The organism is Mesorhizobium sp. L48C026A00, from assembly GCF_000502375.1.
Classification (GTDB): domain Bacteria; phylum Pseudomonadota; class Alphaproteobacteria; order Rhizobiales; family Rhizobiaceae; genus Mesorhizobium; species Mesorhizobium muleiense.
In genome coordinates, this window is the sequence record NZ_AYWU01000002.1 from 307,501 (window position 1) to 324,746 (window position 17,246).

The following is a 17,246-nucleotide window of genomic DNA, read 5'->3' on the forward strand; positions in this document are numbered from 1 at the left end:
AGCCTAAGTACTCGTGCATGACCGATAGCGAACTAGTACCGTGAGGGAAAGGTGAAAAGCACCCCGACAAGGGGAGTGAAAGAGTACCTGAAACCGATTGCCTACAAACAGTGGGAGTCCAAGGTTCGTCCTGGGTGACCACGTACCTTTTGTATAATGGGTCAGCGACTTAGTGTGACGAGCAAGCTTAAACCGCTAGGTGTAGGCGCAGCGAAAGCGAGTCTGAACAGGGCGTTCAGTTCGTCGCATTAGACCCGAAACCGAGTGATCTAGCCATGAGCAGGTTGAAGGTAAGGTAACACTTACTGGAGGACCGAACCCATAACTGTTGCAATAGTTCGGGATGACTTGTGGCTAGGGGTGAAAGGCCAATCAAACTCGGAAATAGCTGGTTCTCCGCGAAATCTATTTAGGTAGAGCGTCGACCGAATACCCCAGGGGGTAGAGCACTGGATGGGCTAGGGGTCCTCACCGGATTACCAAACCTAACCAAACTCCGAATACCTGGGAGTACTAGTCGGCAGACACACGGCGGGTGCTAACGTCCGTCGTGAAAAGGGAAACAACCCTGACCTACAGCTAAGGTCCCCAAGTTATGGCTAAGTGGGAAAGGATGTGAGGATCCCAAAACAACCAGGATGTTGGCTTAGAAGCAGCCATCATTTAAAGAAAGCGTAACAGCTCACTGGTCTAAATAAGGGTCTTTGCGCCGAAAATGTAACGGGGCTCAAGCCATACACCGAAGCTTAGGGTTCGTGAGCAATCACGAGCGGTAGCGGAGCGTTCTGTAAGCTGATGAAGCCATACCCGTGAGGGGTGGTGGAGGTATCAGAAGTGCGAATGCTGACATGAGTAACGTAAGGGGAGTGAGAGACTCCCCCGCCGAAAGTCCAAGGGTTCCTGCTTAAAGCTAATCTGAGCAGGGTTAGCCGGCCCCTAAGTCGAGGCAGAAATGCGTAGACGATGGGAACCACGTTAATATTCGTGGGCCTGGAGGAAGTGACGGATCATTGAGGTAGTCCAATCTTATCGGATTGAACGGGCTGCTGCGTGGTTCCAGGAAATAGCTCCTCCTTATAGACCGTACCCGAAACCGACACTGGTGGACTGGTAGAGTATACCAAGGCGCTTGAGAGAACTATGCTGAAGGAACTCGGCAAATTGCACGCGTAACTTCGGAAGAAGCGTGACCCTTTTCCACGCAAGTGGAGGAGGGTGGCACAGACCAGGGGGTAGCGACTGTTTATCAAAAACACAGGGCTCTGCGAAGTCGCAAGACGACGTATAGGGTCTGACGCCTGCCCGGTGCTGGAAGGTTAAGAGGAGGGGTGCAAGCTCTGAATCGAAGCCCCAGTAAACGGCGGCCGTAACTATAACGGTCCTAAGGTAGCGAAATTCCTTGTCGGGTAAGTTCCGACCTGCACGAATGGCGTAACGACTTCCCCGCTGTCTCCAGCATAGACTCAGTGAAATTGAATTCCCCGTGAAGATGCGGGGTTCCTGCGGTTAGACGGAAAGACCCCGTGCACCTTTACTATAGCTTTACATTGGCATTCGTAGTGGCATGTGTAGGATAGGTGGTAGGCTTTGAAACCTGGGCGCCAGCTCAGGTGGAGCCACCCTTGAAATACCACCCTTATCACTATGGATGTCTAACCGCGGCCCGTCATCCGGGTCCGGGACAATGTATGGTGGGTAGTTTGACTGGGGCGGTCGCCTCCTAAAGAGTAACGGAGGCGCGCGATGGTGGGCTCAGAACGGTCGGAAATCGTTCGCTGAGTGCAATGGCATAAGCCTGCCTGACTGCGAGACTGACAAGTCGAGCAGAGACGAAAGTCGGTCATAGTGATCCGGTGGTCCCGCGTGGAAGGGCCATCGCTCAACGGATAAAAGGTACGCCGGGGATAACAGGCTGATGACCCCCAAGAGTCCATATCGACGGGGTTGTTTGGCACCTCGATGTCGACTCATCGCATCCTGGGGCTGGAGCAGGTCCCAAGGGTATGGCTGTTCGCCATTTAAAGCGGTACGTGAGTTGGGTTCAGAACGTCGTGAGACAGTTCGGTCCCTATCTGCCGTGGGTGTAGGAATATTGAAAGGATCTGTCCCTAGTACGAGAGGACCGGGATGGACGGATCTCTGGTGGACCTGTTGTGGCGCCAGCCGCATAGCAGGGTAGCTATATCCGGACGGGATAACCGCTGAAGGCATCTAAGCGGGAAACCCACCTTAAAACGAGTATTCCCTGAGAACCGTGGAAGACGACCACGTTGATAGGNGAAGGCATCTAAGCGGGAAACCCACCTTAAAACGAGTATTCCCTGAGAACCGTGGAAGACGACCACGTTGATAGGCCGGGTGTGGAAGAGCGGCAACGCTTGAAGCTTACCGGTACTAATAGTTCGATCGGCTTGATCGTTCTCATTCCCTATGCCCATTTTGGGCGACAATCCTTCGGATTGCGCCGAGATGGTCTGTTCTCACTCACGCTTGTTCCGCCCTGCGGGCGGCGCTACGTGGGTGCGGCGCATCGGCGCCGACGGTCGGTCGACCTTGCGAAGCTTCGCTTCGAAAGGCGCCAAGACCAAAAGAACGGTAAAGGCACACATAAGACCAGCGAACAGCTCAGAGAGAGCAGAAAATAGGTCCCCTATTCGCTACTCTCTCATCGCTATTCGCTCAAAAAGCTTCTCGAGCAACGTGCGCTTTGCCGACCTGGTGGTTATGGCGGAGCGGCTGCACCCGATCCCATTCCGAACNACCGGTACTAATAGTTCGATCGGCTTGATCGTTCTCATTCCCTATGCCCATTTTGGGCGACAATCCTTCGGATTCCGCCGAGATGGTCTTACCAGCGCTCACGCATGAGCGGCCCTTACGGGCCTATGCTCCGCGAGGGCGCCGGACGACCGGCGACGCGCAGTCGCACTTGCGGGCTTCGCCCGTAACAGACTGCAATGTTGCCTTGGCACAAAAAACAGCTTCTCGAGCAACGTGCGCTTTGCCGACCTGGTGGTTATGGCGGAGCGGCTGCACCCGATCCCATTCCGAANGTTGACGCGGGGTGGAGCAGCCCGGTAGCTCGTCAGGCTCATAACCTGAAGGTCACAGGTTCAAATCCTGTCCCCGCAACCAAACAAAAACGGCCCGCATCACGCGGGCCGTTTTGCGTTTGCAGCCTGGCGCGGCCAGTTTGATCCTCATCGAGTTACCCGACGGTGTGGGTCTCGGCAGGCGCCGTCTTCCCGTGTTAATCTGCTTGGCATGGAGACGGACACCGACAAGATCGACAATGCCGTTCTCGGGCTGCTTTGGCTAACGCTGCATGAAGAGAGGCGCGCCTGGAAGGGATTGGATTGGGATGCTCTGGATCGCTTGCACCAGAAGGGACTGATCGCCAATCCGGCAAACAAGGCGAAGTTGGTGGTTCTGACAGATGAGGGCCTGCGACGGGCTGAGGAACTGTTCCGCACCCTGTTCACGCGGCCGGCGCCATGAGCGCTGGCTGGCGTTCCAATTCGACAGCAAGAAGTCGCGCAGGCAAAACCGACAACTTGCTGTGCAGGCTTATCCTGCAACAATCAGGGTTGGGCGTTCCGCCCGATTACCGTCTGGCGGCGGTGTCCGGTGCGTCGGACCTTCAGTCGAAACCTGCCGTGGTGCTGCCATAAGAGCGTCGCTCAATTCACACGGTTTTCCAACCCCACCGTCAGCGGAATCTCAAGCCCCCGCCGCAATCCCGTCGCGACCACAGACACCCTGAATTTTCCTGCGAGCGCCTTGTCGAAAATGGCGCCGACGATGATGTCGGCATCGGCGTCGACCTCCTCGCGGATGCGCGTGGCGGCTTCGTCGACCTCGAACAGCGTCATGTCAGTGCCGCCCGATATCGAGACAAGGACGCCCTTGGCGCCCATCATCGACGCTTCGTCGAGAAGCGGGTTTGCGATCGCCGCTTCGGCTGCCTTCCTGGCGCGGTCCTCGCCGGTGGCTTCGCCGGTCCCCATCATCGCGCGACCCATATCGCGCATCACCGACTTCACATCGGCAAAGTCGAGATTGATCAGGCCTTCCTTGACGATGAGATCGGTGATGCAGCCGACGCCGGCGTAGAGTACGCGGTCCGCCATGGCGAAAGCGTCCGCGAACGTCGTCTTGGCATCGGCGATCCTGAAGAGGTTCTGGTTCGGTATGACGATGACGGTATCGGCGCTTTCGCGCAGCCGCTCGATGCCCTCATTGGCGGCATGCATGCGGCGGTTTCCTTCGAAGACGAACGGCTTGGTGACGACGGCCACGGTCAGTATTCCTGCGTTGCGCGCGGCCTGCGCTATGACCGGTGCTGCACCGGTTCCAGTTCCGCCTCCCATGCCTGCGGTCACGAAACACATATGCGTTCCCGCAAGATGGTCCATGATTTCGTCGATAGATTCCACGGCCGCGGCATGGCCGACCTCGGGCAGGGATCCTGCACCAAGGCCTTCCGTGACGTGCGCTCCCAATTGGATCAGCCGCGTTGCCTTCGACATGGTGAGCGCCTGGGCATCGGTGTTGGCAACGATGAACTCGGTGCCCTGCAAGCCTTCGGCGATCATGTTGTTGATGGCGTTGCCGCCACCGCCGCCAACCCCGATGACGGATATCTTGGGCCTCATCTCCGAGATTGTCGGCCTCGTTGCAGTGTTCATTTGCCGTCTCTCCCCTTGAATGCGCAAGCGCAGCGGTCGGTGGAAGGCTTGTTCCCGGCGCGCTGCAAAGACTTTGGACAGTGCGCGAATCAGGACAGCCCAGCGTAGCCAAGGGAATCAGACGGTTGAACCGGCTGCAAGTGCAGTATTCGCGCTCGCGCATGTTATGCGCTATTGGTTCGCCGCCGCTGGTGCTACGTGTGGCGGCTGACCGAAAATCGTCCGATGACAACGTCTCCCGTAAAGCCGAGACCGATCTTCCCGTTCTACTTCACGCCGATGCCGGCAGTCAGGCCGCCATCGATCCTGTAGTCCGCGCCGGTGCAGAACCCGGCTTTCGACGAACACAGAAAGGCGATGAGTTCCGCCACTTCCTCCGGCTCGCCGATGCGCCCGATGGGGTGCGCTTCGCCGAAGCGCCTGTAGGCGGCCTCGACATCGGCGTCGGTGCCGTTTTCGCCGCGCGCCGCCTTTTCCAGGATCGGGGTGCGGATCGAGCCCGGGCTGACGGAATTGACGCGAATGCCGGAGCGCGCGTGGTCGAGCGCCAGAGCGCGCGTCAATGTGTGGATGGCGCCCTTGGTCGTGGCATAGGCGGCGACGTTCTGCTGGCAGGCGAAACCTTGCACCGAAGCCACGTTGACGATGGCGCCGCCGCCTCGCCTGATCATTTCCGGAATACCGAAATGCGCGGTCAGGTAGATCGAGCCGACATTGACGGACATCGCCCGGTTCCAGATGTCGAAATCGGTGCTAACAGCGGTGCCATACGGATGGACCGCCGCGGAATTGACGATGATATCGAGGCCGCCGAACCGTTCAACACCGGCTGCGACCGCGTCGCGGACCTGATCCGGCACGGAGACGTCGACGGCCACGACCAGCGCCTCGGCGCCGGAGCTGCCCAGTTCCGCTCTCATCGCCGTGTTGGCCGCGCGGTCGATGCCGCAGGCGATGATCGCCGCCCCGCCCGCCGCAAGACGTCTGGCGGTTGCCAGGCCGATCCCGGTCGTCCCCGTCACCAGAGCGATCTTGCCGTCGAAATCCTTCATTGCGCAAACTCCTTTAATTTGACTTCCATTGTGGCCCAACAATACGGTTCCGTTTTATCGCAAAGGAAAGCCTCGATGGAACAATGCTGGCGCTGGTATGGCCCTGACGACCCGGTGACGCTCGATCATGTCAAGCAGGCCGGAGCCACGGGCGTCGTATCCGCCCTGCATAATATCTATGACGGCCGCGCCTGGCCTTTGACGGACATTTTGGAGCGCAAGCGGGTCATCGAGGCCGAAGGGCTGACCTGGTCGGTTGTGGAGAGCATTCCCGTCCACAATTCGATCAAGATCGGCTCGGCGGAACGGCTTCGCTATGTCGGCTGGTACAAGGACACGATCCGTGCGCTCGCCAAGGCCGGCATTGCGACGATCTGCTATAACTTCATGCCGGTGGTCGACTGGACCCGCACCGACCTTGCCTATCGGCTTCCAACGACGGGCTACGCACTGCGGTTCGATGCGATCGATTTTGCCGCCTACGACCTGTTCGTCCTGAAGCGCAGGAATGCCGAATTCGGCTACAGCGCGGCACGTATCGCGGAAGCGGAATCGCGACTGAAGGAATTGAGCGAAGAGCAGATCGACAGGATCGAGCGCAATCTCATTGCCGGCCTGCCGGCAACCGAGCGCAGCTACAACCGGGATAGTTTTCGTGAGGCATTGGCGGAATATGACTCGATCGGGCCGAAGGAGCTGCGCGACAATCTTGCCTGGTTTTTGCGCGAGATCATTCCGGTGGCCGAGCAGGAGGGGGTGCGCATGTGCATCCATCCCGACGACCCGCCATTCTCGCTCTATGGCCTGCCACGGATCGTTTCGACCGCCGAGGACGCGCGTTTCATCCTCAACGCCGTCGACAGCCCGGCCAACGGCCTGACATTCTGCACAGGCTCCTACGGTACGCGCGCAGACAACGACATTGTCGGCATGGTCAAGGAGTTCGCCGACCGGATCCATTTCCTCCATCTGCGCAATGTAACCATCGAGGATGACGGCTCCTTCCATGAAGCCGAGCATCTGGAGGGCGGCACCGACATGGCGCATGTCATCCTCGCTTTGATGCAGGAAGAGACGCGCCGCCGAAGGGAAGGTCGCGCTGATTGGCGGATTCCCATGCGACCCGATCATGGCCATCTGCTCGCCGACGATATCGGCAAGACCAGGATCAACCCCGGCTATTCTTTGATCGGCCGCCTGAAAGGCCTGGCCGAGCTGCGTGGCATCATGCGCGCCGTGGAACGTTTTGAGCTGGCCTGAGGATCGCAACCGGCCTAAGGCTGATGGCTTGACGCAACAAGCTCGGCCTTGCGCTGCGCCGTCTCCAGCCCGATGGCGATGAAGCGGCGCGCATGCCGGGCCAGCTCCATATTGTCGGTCCACAGATTGCGCCAGATGGCGGTTTTCTTCGACAGGTTCTCGTCGACGATCTCCGACGAGAAGGATTCGAAGCTGAGGTCGTCGCCAAAGCCGATTGCGGTCAGCGCATCGAAGATCGCGGCAAAGTCGATGTTGCCGGTGCCGAGGAAGCCGCGATGGCTCTCACCGATATGGACATAGCCGATCTTTTTGGCGGCGTGGCGGATGGCCAACACGACATCGGCCTCCTCGATGTTCATATGGAACGTGTCGAGATGCAGAAAAATGTTGTCGGAACCGGTGTCCTCGATGAAAGCCAACCCTTGCGCCGCGGTGTTGAGCAGATTGCTCTCGAAGCGATTGACGATCTCGAGGTTGAGCGTGACGCCGGCGGCCTTGGCGATCTCCGCGACCTTGGCAAGCGTGGCGGCACTGCGGTTCCATTGATCGCGCGTCGGCGCCTCAGTCTGCAATCCATGGCTGGTGCTGAGGATGCCGGCGACCTTCCGGCCGCCAAGATCGCGGGTGAGCGCGATCGTGTCATTGAGGACTTCGACGCCGTGCGCGGCAATCGCCTTGTCGGCGCTTGAAATGTCGCCGTCGGGCGGCAGCCCGATGCTGATCGCCACGCCGAGATCGAGGTCGGCGATGCGCTTGGCCAGCCCGCCAACATCGACATTGGCAGGGTCAAGATAGGAGAATTCGATCAGGTCGAAGCCCGCCTCCCTGGTGTTGGCCAGCGTCCGTTCGAGGTCGTCTTGCGCCGAGCTCGCCGACCAGACGAAAGAGTGGATTCCAATGCGCGACACGATCGTCTCCTGCTGCTCGAGAGCATCGGACCCAAGAAGGGGGAACCGGTTTGCGAAAAATCTGATGCTCAAAACAAAAAATCGGTGCGGCCGGTCACCCGGCCGCACCAGCCTTGGGAGGCTTTAGCTAGCGGGCCGCGGTCCAGCCCTTATAGTCCTTCAGGTTCTCTGCCGTGATCAGCTGCGGGTCGAGCAGCACCGTGGCCTCGGCCGGCTTTTTGCCGGCGAGCACTTCAGCTGCCATCTGCAGCGATTGGCCGGCCATGACGTAAGGATCCTGCGAGGCCGAGGCCTTGATCATCGAGGTGCCGGAAGAGAGTTCCTTCTCGATGTCGGGCGCGCCGTCGACCGCGGTGAAGATGAACTCCGAGCGGTTGAGCTGCTTGGCCGCAAGCTGGGCGCCGATCGCCGTCGGGTCGTTGATGGCGAACACCGCGTCGATCTTGTCGAAGCGGGTCAGCAGCGACTGGAACACCTTCAGGCCGCCGTCGCGCGAGCCTTCGGCATTCTGGTCGTCGGAGAGGATCTTGATGTCCGGGTGTTTTGCCAGCACGTCCTTGCAGCCCTTCACCCGCTCCAGGATCGACGACGATGCAGGGCCGTTCAGGATGACATAGTCACCTTTGCCACCGGTTTGGTCGACCAGGTACTGGCAGGCCGCTTCGCCGGCCTTGACGTTGTTGGTCATCACGGTGACGTCGGCGCCCGGCGCCGAGACGTCGAACGCGGCAACCACGATGCCTGCCGCCTGCGCCTTCTTCACCGCCGGCGCGATCGCCTTGGCATCGACGGCGTTGAGCATGATCACGTCGACGCCGGCGGCGATGAACGAGTCGACCTGTGAGACCTGCTTGTTGAGGTCGTAGTCGGCCGATACCGACGTCACCTCGACATTCGGATTGATCTTCCTGGCGGCGTCCTCGATGCCCTTGATGGTGGCGACGAAGAACGGGTTGCCGAGCAGGCCAACCGAGATGCCGATCTTGTTCAGGTCCTTGGCCGAGGCCGGTGCGACGGCGACGGCCGCGAGGGCAACGCCGCAGAGCAGTTTAGCGATGGTCTTCATTGTTTTCCTCCTGATGCCCGCGCCTCTCACGGTGCGTTAAATGAAACCGGGTCGTTGACGCCGGCGACTAAGGTCAATCATGTTCTTGCTCCTGTCTGGAGCCTGTAGCGGTCGAGGGCGACCGCCACGATGATGACCAATCCCTTGATGATGTACTGCCAGATGTCCGAAACACCGGCCAGGATGAGCCCGTTGGAGAGCACCGCTATGATCAGGCCACCGATCAGCGTGCCCCAGATCGAGCCGACGCCGCCGACGAAGCTGGTGCCGCCGAGGATGACCGCGGCAATGGCGTCGAGTTCGTAGGACTGTCCAAGCTGCAGCCCGTTGGCAGCGTAGAGCCGGGCCGCCGACATGGCGCCGCCAAGGCCGGCGAGAAGGCCTGAAACGCCATAGACGAAGAGCAGCACCAGCGGCACCTTGATGCCGGTGAGGCGGGCCGCCTCGGCATTGCCGCCGACGGCATAGATCCAGGTGCCGAGCACGGTGCGCTTGAGCACCAGCCAGGACAGCACCACGACCGACAGAGCGATGATGACCAGCCAGGGGATGCCGAACAGCGACCCGTTGCCGATGAAGTCGAACGGCAGGTCCGAGTTGAACACCGTGGTGTCCTGGCCGAGCAGGCGGGCGACGCCGCGCACGGCGGTCAGCGAACCCAGCGTGACGATGAAGGGCGGCAGCTTGATGTAGGCGACGAGCAGCCCGTTGATGACGCCGAAGCCGAGGCCGACCAGAATGGCCGCCGGCACGCCGAGCATGCCCCACTCCGGCACCAGCGACACCATCACCGCCACCATCGCCGAGGCGGCAAGAATGGAGCCGACGGACAGGTCGATGCCGCCGGTCAGGATGACGAAGGTCATGCCGGCCGCGAGCACGATGTTGATCGACGACTGTTGGGTGACGATCAACAGGTTGGTCTCGGTGAGGAAGCGCGGGTTCATGATCTGGAAGCCGGCCGCCAAAAGGATCAGGACCGGCAGCATGCCAAGCGCGGCGAAGGCGGTGCGCAGCCGCCGGCTCCTGCCGACCGCCTGGTCACCCGCACTCATCCCGGTTGCCTCATGGGTCATCCCTTGGCCGCTCCCGTTGCGAGTTCCATGATTGCCTCCTGACTGAGCGGCTGGCCTTCGGATGCCGTCACCTCGCCAGCGATAGTGCCGTCGCGCATCACCAGCACGCGGTCGGCGACGCCGATCACCTCCGGCAGTTCGCTGGAGATCATCAGGATGGCGATGCCCTTCTTGGCGAGATCGTCGATCAGCCGGTAAATTTCCGACTTCGCCCCGACATCGACGCCGCGGTCGGTTCGTCGAGGATGAGGACCCGCGGCTCGGTTTCGAGCAGGCGGGCGAGCAGCACCTTCTGCTGGTTGCCGCCCGACAGCGAGCCGGCATTGGCCTGCACCGACCTGGTGCGGATGGAGAGGTCGGAAACGGTCTTGGCGGCGCGCCTTTCGGCCGTGGCGAAGTCGCGCAAGCCGCCGGCCTGCGCATCCCTGGCGAGCACGCCCATGCTGATATTGTCGGAAATCGACATGTCGAGGAACAGGCCGAGTTCCTTGCGGTCTTCGGTAAGATAGGCGATGCCGGCGTCCAGCGCCTCGCGCGGCGAGCCGATGGCTATCGGCTTGCCGTCGAGTTCCAGCGTGCCTGACGTGTGCCTGTCGGCGCCGAAGATCAGCCGTGCGAGCTCGGTGCGGCCCGAGCCGACCAGGCCCGCCAGCGCCAGCACTTCGCCCTTGTGCAGGTCAAAGGAGCAGCCTTTCAGGAGATTGCCGTCCGACATGTCGCGCACCGACAGTGCGATCGCGCGCTTGCTGTCCGGCGGGCGGTGATCCTTCTTGTAGAAGGCGGACAGGTCACGGCCAACCATCATCGAGACCAGGCGCGTGGCGTTCAGATCGGCGCGTTCGAGCGTGCCGACATAGCCGCTGTCGCGCAGCACGCTGACGCGGTCGGCAAGCTGGTAGACCTCTTCCATGCGGTGGCTGATGTAGATGATGGCGATGCCCTGCGACTTCAGCGTCGCAATCACCTCGAACAGCCTGTCGGTCTCGCGCGAGGTCAGCGAGGTCGTCGGCTCGTCCATGACGATGATGCGCGCGCTGGTCGACAGCGCGCGGGCGATCTCGACCATCTGGCGCTCGCCGAGCGACAGGCTGGAGACAAGGGCGCGCGCCGAGAAGGAGACGCCGAGCCGTGCGATGATTTCCTTGGCGCGTCGATTGCATTGGTCGCGGTCGACGATGCCGAACCGTCTCGGCTCGTTGCCGAGGAAGATGTTCTGCGCGACCGTCAGGTTGGGCGCCAGCGACAGCTCCTGGTAAATGACGGCAATGCCGTTGGCGCGTGCCTTGATCGGGTCGCCGGTCGCGACCGGTGTGCCGTCGATCAAGATGTCGCCGCCGGCATCTGGCCGATAGGCGCCCGACAGCACCTTCATCAGCGTCGACTTGCCGGCGCCGTTTTCGCCCATCAGCGCGTGCAGTTCACCGGCGTGGACGGTCAGCGATACGTCCTGCAAGGCGCGAATTGGGCCGAACGTCTTGGAGATGTGCCGCATCTCCAGCACTGGCTGGCGCACGGTTTCGATCCGGGCAGCGGCGGTCATCGCGCGCCTCCCGCTGCGGCATCAGCGACGCCTCGGTCGGCGGCGAGACCGCGCCAGCTATCGCGATAGAAGGCAAGCCCGGTGAAGCTCGAGGCGCGTACGGGCTCTGGCGCCTCGGCGGCAAATTCGCGTCCAACACTCTCGAAGGCCAGAGCCGCTGCTCCGGTGGCGCTGCCCTCCAGCGTGGCGCCCTGCATGAAGGCCTGGCCGGGACGCAGCTGCGCCAGCAGGCTGGCAAGCAGGCCGCCACTGTTCAGCCCGCCATCGACGATCACCGTGTTGTTCGAATGGATCAGGTCGAGACACAGATCGACCATCAGCGCGACGTAGAGCAGCGCCACGGCCGCGCGCTCATCCGCGGTTGGTGCGCGCCCGACCAGTTCGCCGCGATGGCCAGGCATCGGCCCGCCCGGCGCGAAGCTCGGCAGCGCCATGATGCCGGCGTCGATCACCTGCTGTACGGCTGAGGGGGTGATCGCGCCCTGCCAACCGTTGCTGATCGTCGCGAACTCACGGCCGCCCATGAAGCGGATGGTCGGCACCGGGCCGCCATCGACATCGACATTGACCAGCATGTCGCGATCGCGATCGAGCGCGTCGAGCGGGCAGTCCGGATTGAGCACCACAACCCAGGTGCCGGTCGAGACGACGGTGACCGGACCAAGTGCCTGCCGACGATAGGCATGGAGCGCCGCATTGCTGTCATGGACACCGGTGTGGATGGCGATCGGCCGCGCCGCCTCGCCGAAGCGCTGCTCGCCGATGACCGCGCCGGCACGCTCGAAGGCGGGCATCTGGCCGCGCCATCCCTCGGCGTCGACCAGCGTGGAGAAATCGCGCTTGCGCGGCGCCCACAGATGCGAGTGGCAGCCGAGATAGGACACCTCCGAAACCGCCCGGCCGCCAAAGCGCCAGCTCCAGTATTGGGGATAACCGAGGATCGATTTGGCGGCGGCGAACACGCTTGGTTGCACCGTCTGCAGCCACAGCATGTGGCGACCATAGTTGAAGCCGAGCGGCAGGCGCGGCGAGAAGGTCTCGGCGAAATCCGGAATGCGGCGATCGATCTGCGCGGCAATCTCGGCCGGCGGCTCCTGCTCGTAGTCGAGTATCGGATGCGTCAGCGCCGCATCGTCGACCAAGGCAAAGGTGCAGCCATGGCCCGAAACCATCAAGCCCTCTATGCCATGGATGTCGACCGCCTCGCCGACGGCGCGCGCCGCCCAATCGTGAAGCGCTGCTTCGTCGAGCACACTGAAGCCGCCTTCGCGCGTCCAGTTCGGCTGGGTCCGGCGCTCACCTAGAATCTGCCCGTCCTGACCGAATACGAACAGCTTCGAGTTGGTCTTGCCGAAGTCGAGGACAGCCACCTTCACTGGACGGCTCCCGAGGCAGAGGCGATCCGCACCATGACGCCGGCGTTTTCGAGCATGCGTGCGTCGGCATCGGAAAGGCCGTCATCGGTCACCAGCGTGCCGATGCGCGACAAGGGCAGCGCGACGTTGCGCGCATGGATCGACAGTTTGCGGCTGTCGGCCAGCACCACGATCTGGTCGGCGCATAGGCTGAGCTCGGCGATGGAGCGGACCAGCAGCGGATGCGATTCCAGCACGCCCTCCGGGCCGATGCCCTGCGAGCCAAGAAAGAACTTCGATGCGTAGAACGGCACCGTCTGGGTGAGCGAATGGATGATGCCAGGCTCGCGATGCAGTTCGCCGCCGGCAACGGTCAGGCTGCAATGGCCGTGGTCGCTCAAATAGGCGATGAGCGGCATCGAGTTGGTATAGAGCCGGATGTTGCGGTCAGCGAGCTTGACGCCGAGATGGAAGCAGGTCGAACCGCCATGCACGATGACGGCGTCGCCATCGCGCACCATGGTCGCCGCGAGAGCGGCGATCTGCCGCTTGGCTTCGACCGCGAGATCGCGGTTCTCGTCGTAGGGCCGGGCATAGGCGACGCCCGCCTGCGCAGCGCCATCGAGCGCCGAGATGCCGCCATAGACCTTGCGTGCTTCGCCGGCCTCGTCGATCTTGTCGATATCGCGCCGCACCGTCGCAGCCGATACGCCGAGCCGCTCCTGCAGCTCTCGCACCGAGGCGAAGGGGCGATCCCGCAACAGCTCGACGATCTGACGCTGGCGGCCGGAGTCGCTCAACGGATACCCTCCCGAAATGCCATCTTGCCACGGCAATTGGTGCAACTTACTCAACGCAGATCAGATTGCAAGCTTGATTTGGTGGGATAAGATCACTATTGACGTAACTTACTCGCCGCTGCGATACCAGCGTCACTCGCTGTGCCGGCTACCGGGGATCCAAAGCCGTGGCTAGGCGGCCGGTTTGTGAAGGAGTTTCGATGGCAATCAATGCGGATGCGCAGGAATTGGCTGCTTTGCGGTCGCTTTCGGCCGGCATCGGGCGCGACCCGCACTTGACCCAGGCCGCGGGCGGCAACACGTCGCTGAAAGCCGGCGACACGCTCTGGATCAAGGCTTCCGGCACCTGGTTGAAGGACGCGCTCGCCGAGGACATCATGGTCCCGGTGGCGATCCCGCCGCTGCTCAGGGCTGTCGAACAGCGTGACCCGGCCGCGGATCAGCCCCAGGGTTTCGCCATCGAGGCGCTCAATGCCCGCAAGCTGCGTCCTTCGATCGAGACCACGGTTCACGCGCTGATGCCGCAGCGCGTCGTTCTGCATGTCCACTGCGTCGATACCATTTCGCTTGCCGTGCAGGCCGACTGCGAGGCTCAAGTCGCCAAGCGCCTCGATGGCCTCGAATGGGCGTATGTTCCCTATCGCCGGCCGGGCCTGCCGCTTGCCCAGGGCATTGCCGAGCGCCTTCGGCCCGGGGTCGATGTGCTGATCCTTGCCAACCATGGCCTGGTCGTCGCAGCCGAGACCGTCGCCGGCGCGGAGGCGCTGCTGCGTCGCGTCACAGGGTTGCTGGCGCGGCCGCCCCGCGAGGTGGCGGAGCCAGACATCGCGGCATTGACGACGCTCATCGGACGCACCGGTCACAGGCTGCCGGCGGATGTCGAAGCGCATGCCGTCGCGATCGATCCTGACAGCTGCCGCATGGCGTCGGGAGGCAGCCTCTATCCCGATCACGTCATCTTTCTCGGCCAGGGTTCGGTCGTGGCGAGACCCGGTGAGGACGTGATGCGTGTCACCGAACGGTGCGGCACGGCACCGGTGGCGATCCTGTTTCCCGGGCTTGGCGTGCTGATGCGCGGCGACGCCAGTGCCGGCGCCAACGCCATGCAACGCTGCCTCGCCGACGTGACGGCTCGGGTCGACGTCGCGGCGAAGCTGAACTATCTGACCGCCGCCGAGAACGACGAACTGATCAACTGGGACGCCGAGCAGTACCGCCAGAAACTCAATGCAGCCGGCAGCTGACATGGCGTTGTCAACCGGCCCGCTTTCGATCGGAATCGACATCGGCACATCAGGCGCCCGCGCCGTCGCCATGCGGCCGGACTTTTCGATTGCCGCGCGTTCCGCCGTTCCACTCGACAGATTTGGCCAGAATGCCCGCGACCCCTCCGTATGGTGGTCAGCGGTCGGCGCGGCGCTGGCGGAACTGCTTTCGGGCATCGATCGCGCGGCGGTGCTCTCGATCGCCGTCGACGGCACTTCGGGCACGCTGCTGCCGGTCGACGGCGCCGGACGACCGCTGGCTGAGCCGTTGATGTACAACGACAAGGTCGACGACGACGCCATTCTGGCGGTGATCGCGCGCGAGGCGCCGGCCGCGAGCGCAGCCCGTGGGGCGACGTCCGGTCTCGCCAAGGCGCTGTCGTCCCAGCGGCAGCCCGGCGTCGCCGCGGTGCTGCATCAGGCCGACTGGATCGCGGGACAGTTTTCCGGCCGCTTCGACATCAGCGACGAGAACAATGCCTTGAAAACCGGCTACGACGTCGAGGCGCGGCGCTGGCCGGACTGGATCGCGGCGACCGGGATGCGCATGGGATTCCTGCCTGGTGTCGTCAAGCCGGGCGATGTCACGGGAAAGCTCACCGCGAACGCCGCGGACCTGTTCGGCCTGGCGCGCGACGTCGCCGTGGTCGCCGGCACGACGGATGGCTGCGCGTCGTTCCTGGCGACGGGGGCTGCGGCTGTTGGCGACGGCGTCACCGCGCTGGGGTCCTCGCTGACCATCAAGATCCTCTCCGACCGGCCGATCTCGGCGCCGCAGTTCGGCATCTATAGCCACCGGCTGGGAGATGCTTATCTAGCGGGTGGTGCGTCGAATTCGGGCGGCAAGGTGCTGGCGCAGCATTTTTCTCTCGCGCGCATCATCGAATTGAGTGCGGTGATCGACCCTATGAACGAGACCGGTCTCGACTATTATCCGCTTCCCGCGGTTGGCGAACGCTTTCCGATCGCCGATCCTGATTTGCCACCACGCCTGACGCCGCGGCCGGCGGACGACGCCGACTATCTGAAAGCGATGTTCGAGGGCATTGCGGCGATCGAGGCGCTCGGCTATCGCCGGCTTGCCGCACTTGGCACCCCCCGATTGACGTCGGTCAGGAGCGTCGGCGGCGGTGCGGCAAATCCCGCCTGGACCGCGATCCGGCAGCGCAAGCTGGGTGTCGATTTTCTGCCGGCGCTTTCGGACGAGGCGGCCGCCGGCACGGCGCGGCTGGCGCTGATGGGCGCAATCGCAGCGGGGCTGTTGTGAGCACGAAACCAGTCGACCATCTCGACGGCATCGGAGCGCTGGTCGAGCGCTATCAGGTGTTCCTGCTCGATCAGTTCGGCGTGCTGCACGACGGCACGAACCCCTATCCGGGCGCCGTGGAGGCGTTGTCGGCGCTGAAGCGCGCAGGCAGGACGATCGTGCTGGTCTCGAATTCCGGCAGGCGGGCGCGGCCCAATGAGGCCCGCTTGCTGAAGCTCGGCTTCGAACCAGGAAGCTGGGATCAATTTGTCTCTTCCGGCGAGATCGCGTGGCGGTCCTTCCACGAAATGGCGATATCCGGAAAGCTGCGCCCAAACACAAAGTGCCTGCTGATCAGCCGCGAGGGCGATCGTTCGGCGATTGAAGGTCTGCCTTTTACCCTGACCAGCGACGGCGACGATGCCGAGCTGGTGCTGATCGCCGCCAGCGAGGGCGACCGCTACGACATCGAGCACTATCGCAGGCTTTTTGCACCGGCAGCGATGCGGCAGGTGCCGTGCTTCTGTACCAATCCCGACAAGATCATGCTGACGGCAGTCGGGCCTCGCTTTGGCGCCGGTCAGCTTGCGGATCTCTACGAGAGCCTCGGCGGCAGCGTCACCCGCATCGGCAAGCCCTACACGCCGATCTTCGACGCCGCGCTGGCGCTGGCGGGCAACCCGGACCGCAGCAGCGTGGTCTGTGTCGGCGACAGCGTCGAACACGATGTCGCCGGTGGAATTGGTGCCGGCGTGGCGACCGCGCTGGTCTTGTCCGGAATATTGGCAGACACCCCTGACCTGGCCGAGCTTTTCGACAGTCTGGACGTCTACCCCGATTACACCACGGACAGTTTCAGATTCGCTGATTGAGATCGGCAGCTTGCGAGGGTTGAGCGCTGCCATGGTGATCGTTTCGTCGTTGGTGCTGCTTTCGGTGGCGCAGCCCTTTGGCTGCTGTTGCCAGTTCACATCTTGTTGGTCGGAGGCT

The 17,246-nt window shown here is 62.6% G+C and carries 12 protein-coding genes, 1 tRNA gene, 1 rRNA gene and 1 pseudogene (1 of these 15 running past the window's edge); 7 read left to right on the forward strand and 8 right to left on the reverse strand.

Features of this window, described 5'->3' with window-relative positions:
- The 3 genes from X738_RS48570 to X738_RS48580 all read left to right on the forward strand — a co-directional run.
- Positions 1-2,419, forward strand: a 23S ribosomal RNA gene (locus X738_RS48570); it begins 524 nt to the left of the window's first position.
- Between the two features lie 639 nt (positions 2,420-3,058).
- Positions 3,059-3,135 (forward strand) — tRNA-Met (locus X738_RS48575).
- A gap of 129 nt (positions 3,136-3,264) precedes the next feature.
- A complete protein-coding gene (locus X738_RS48580; RefSeq protein ID WP_023797311.1) occupies positions 3,265-3,498 on the forward strand; it encodes a DUF6429 family protein in 234 nt (77 codons plus the stop codon).
- Between the two features lie 182 nt (positions 3,499-3,680).
- Here the strand turns inward: X738_RS48580 and ftsZ are convergent, their stop codons facing one another.
- Both ftsZ and X738_RS48590 read right to left on the reverse strand, forming a co-directional pair.
- The gene (gene ftsZ, locus X738_RS48585; protein WP_023797312.1) at positions 3,681-4,688 is read right to left on the reverse strand and encodes a cell division protein FtsZ; all 1,008 of its coding nucleotides are present in this window, start codon (positions 4,686-4,688) and stop codon (positions 3,681-3,683) included.
- Positions 4,689-4,954: 266 nt separating this feature from the next.
- Positions 4,955-5,740 carry an SDR family NAD(P)-dependent oxidoreductase gene (locus X738_RS48590; RefSeq protein WP_023797313.1) on the reverse strand — a complete coding sequence of 262 codons (786 nt, stop codon included), beginning with the start codon at positions 5,738-5,740 and terminating at the stop codon, positions 4,955-4,957.
- 75 nt (positions 5,741-5,815) lie between these two features.
- On the opposite strand from X738_RS48590, the gene uxuA reads away from it, so the two are divergent.
- A complete protein-coding gene (gene uxuA / locus X738_RS48595) occupies positions 5,816-7,000 on the forward strand; it encodes a mannonate dehydratase (RefSeq protein ID WP_023797314.1) in 1,185 nt (394 codons plus the stop codon).
- Between the two features lie 14 nt (positions 7,001-7,014).
- Here uxuA and X738_RS48600 read toward each other — a convergent pair whose 3' ends face one another.
- The 6 genes and pseudogenes from X738_RS48600 to X738_RS48625 all read right to left on the reverse strand — a co-directional run bounded on the left by X738_RS48600 (position 7,015) and on the right by X738_RS48625 (position 13,745).
- Positions 7,015-7,908 carry a sugar phosphate isomerase/epimerase family protein gene (locus tag X738_RS48600; protein WP_023797315.1) on the reverse strand — a complete coding sequence of 298 codons (894 nt, stop codon included), beginning with the start codon at positions 7,906-7,908 and terminating at the stop codon, positions 7,015-7,017.
- Positions 7,909-8,035: 127 nt separating this feature from the next.
- Positions 8,036-8,974: an ABC transporter substrate-binding protein gene (locus tag X738_RS48605; protein WP_031254155.1), complete on the reverse strand. Its 939-nt coding sequence runs from the start codon at positions 8,972-8,974 to the stop codon at positions 8,036-8,038.
- Positions 8,975-9,051: 77 nt separating this feature from the next.
- Positions 9,052-10,050 carry an ABC transporter permease subunit gene (locus X738_RS48610; RefSeq protein ID WP_023797317.1) on the reverse strand — a complete coding sequence of 333 codons (999 nt, stop codon included), beginning with the start codon at positions 10,048-10,050 and terminating at the stop codon, positions 9,052-9,054.
- Positions 10,047-11,590: pseudogene (locus X738_RS48615) on the reverse strand (sugar ABC transporter ATP-binding protein). The gene X738_RS48610 and the pseudogene X738_RS48615 overlap by 4 nt, the downstream one beginning before the upstream one ends.
- A complete protein-coding gene (locus X738_RS48620) occupies positions 11,587-12,966 on the reverse strand; it encodes an FGGY-family carbohydrate kinase (RefSeq protein WP_023797318.1) in 1,380 nt (459 codons plus the stop codon). Before X738_RS48620 ends, X738_RS48615 begins: the two are co-directional and overlap by 4 nt.
- Positions 12,963-13,745 (reverse strand): DeoR/GlpR family DNA-binding transcription regulator, encoded by a 783-nt coding sequence (locus X738_RS48625; protein WP_023797319.1) that lies wholly within the window; start codon positions 13,743-13,745, stop codon positions 12,963-12,965. Before X738_RS48625 ends, X738_RS48620 begins: the two co-directional genes overlap by 4 nt.
- A gap of 200 nt (positions 13,746-13,945) precedes the next feature.
- Here X738_RS48625 and X738_RS48630 point away from each other — a divergent pair, with 200 nt between their 5' ends.
- From X738_RS48630 to X738_RS48640, 3 genes are read left to right on the forward strand one after another with little or no spacing between them, the layout of a single operon-like run.
- On the forward strand, positions 13,946-14,989 hold the full coding sequence (locus tag X738_RS48630; protein ID WP_023797320.1) for a class II aldolase/adducin family protein: 1,044 nt from the start codon (positions 13,946-13,948) through the stop codon (positions 14,987-14,989).
- 1 nt (position 14,990) lies between these two features.
- A complete protein-coding gene (locus X738_RS48635; protein WP_023797321.1) occupies positions 14,991-16,277 on the forward strand; it encodes an FGGY-family carbohydrate kinase in 1,287 nt (428 codons plus the stop codon).
- On the forward strand, positions 16,274-17,128 hold the full coding sequence (locus X738_RS48640) for a TIGR01459 family HAD-type hydrolase (RefSeq protein ID WP_023797322.1): 855 nt from the start codon (positions 16,274-16,276) through the stop codon (positions 17,126-17,128). The genes X738_RS48635 and X738_RS48640 overlap by 4 nt, the downstream gene beginning before the upstream one ends.
- Positions 17,129-17,246: the final 118 nt, after the last annotated feature.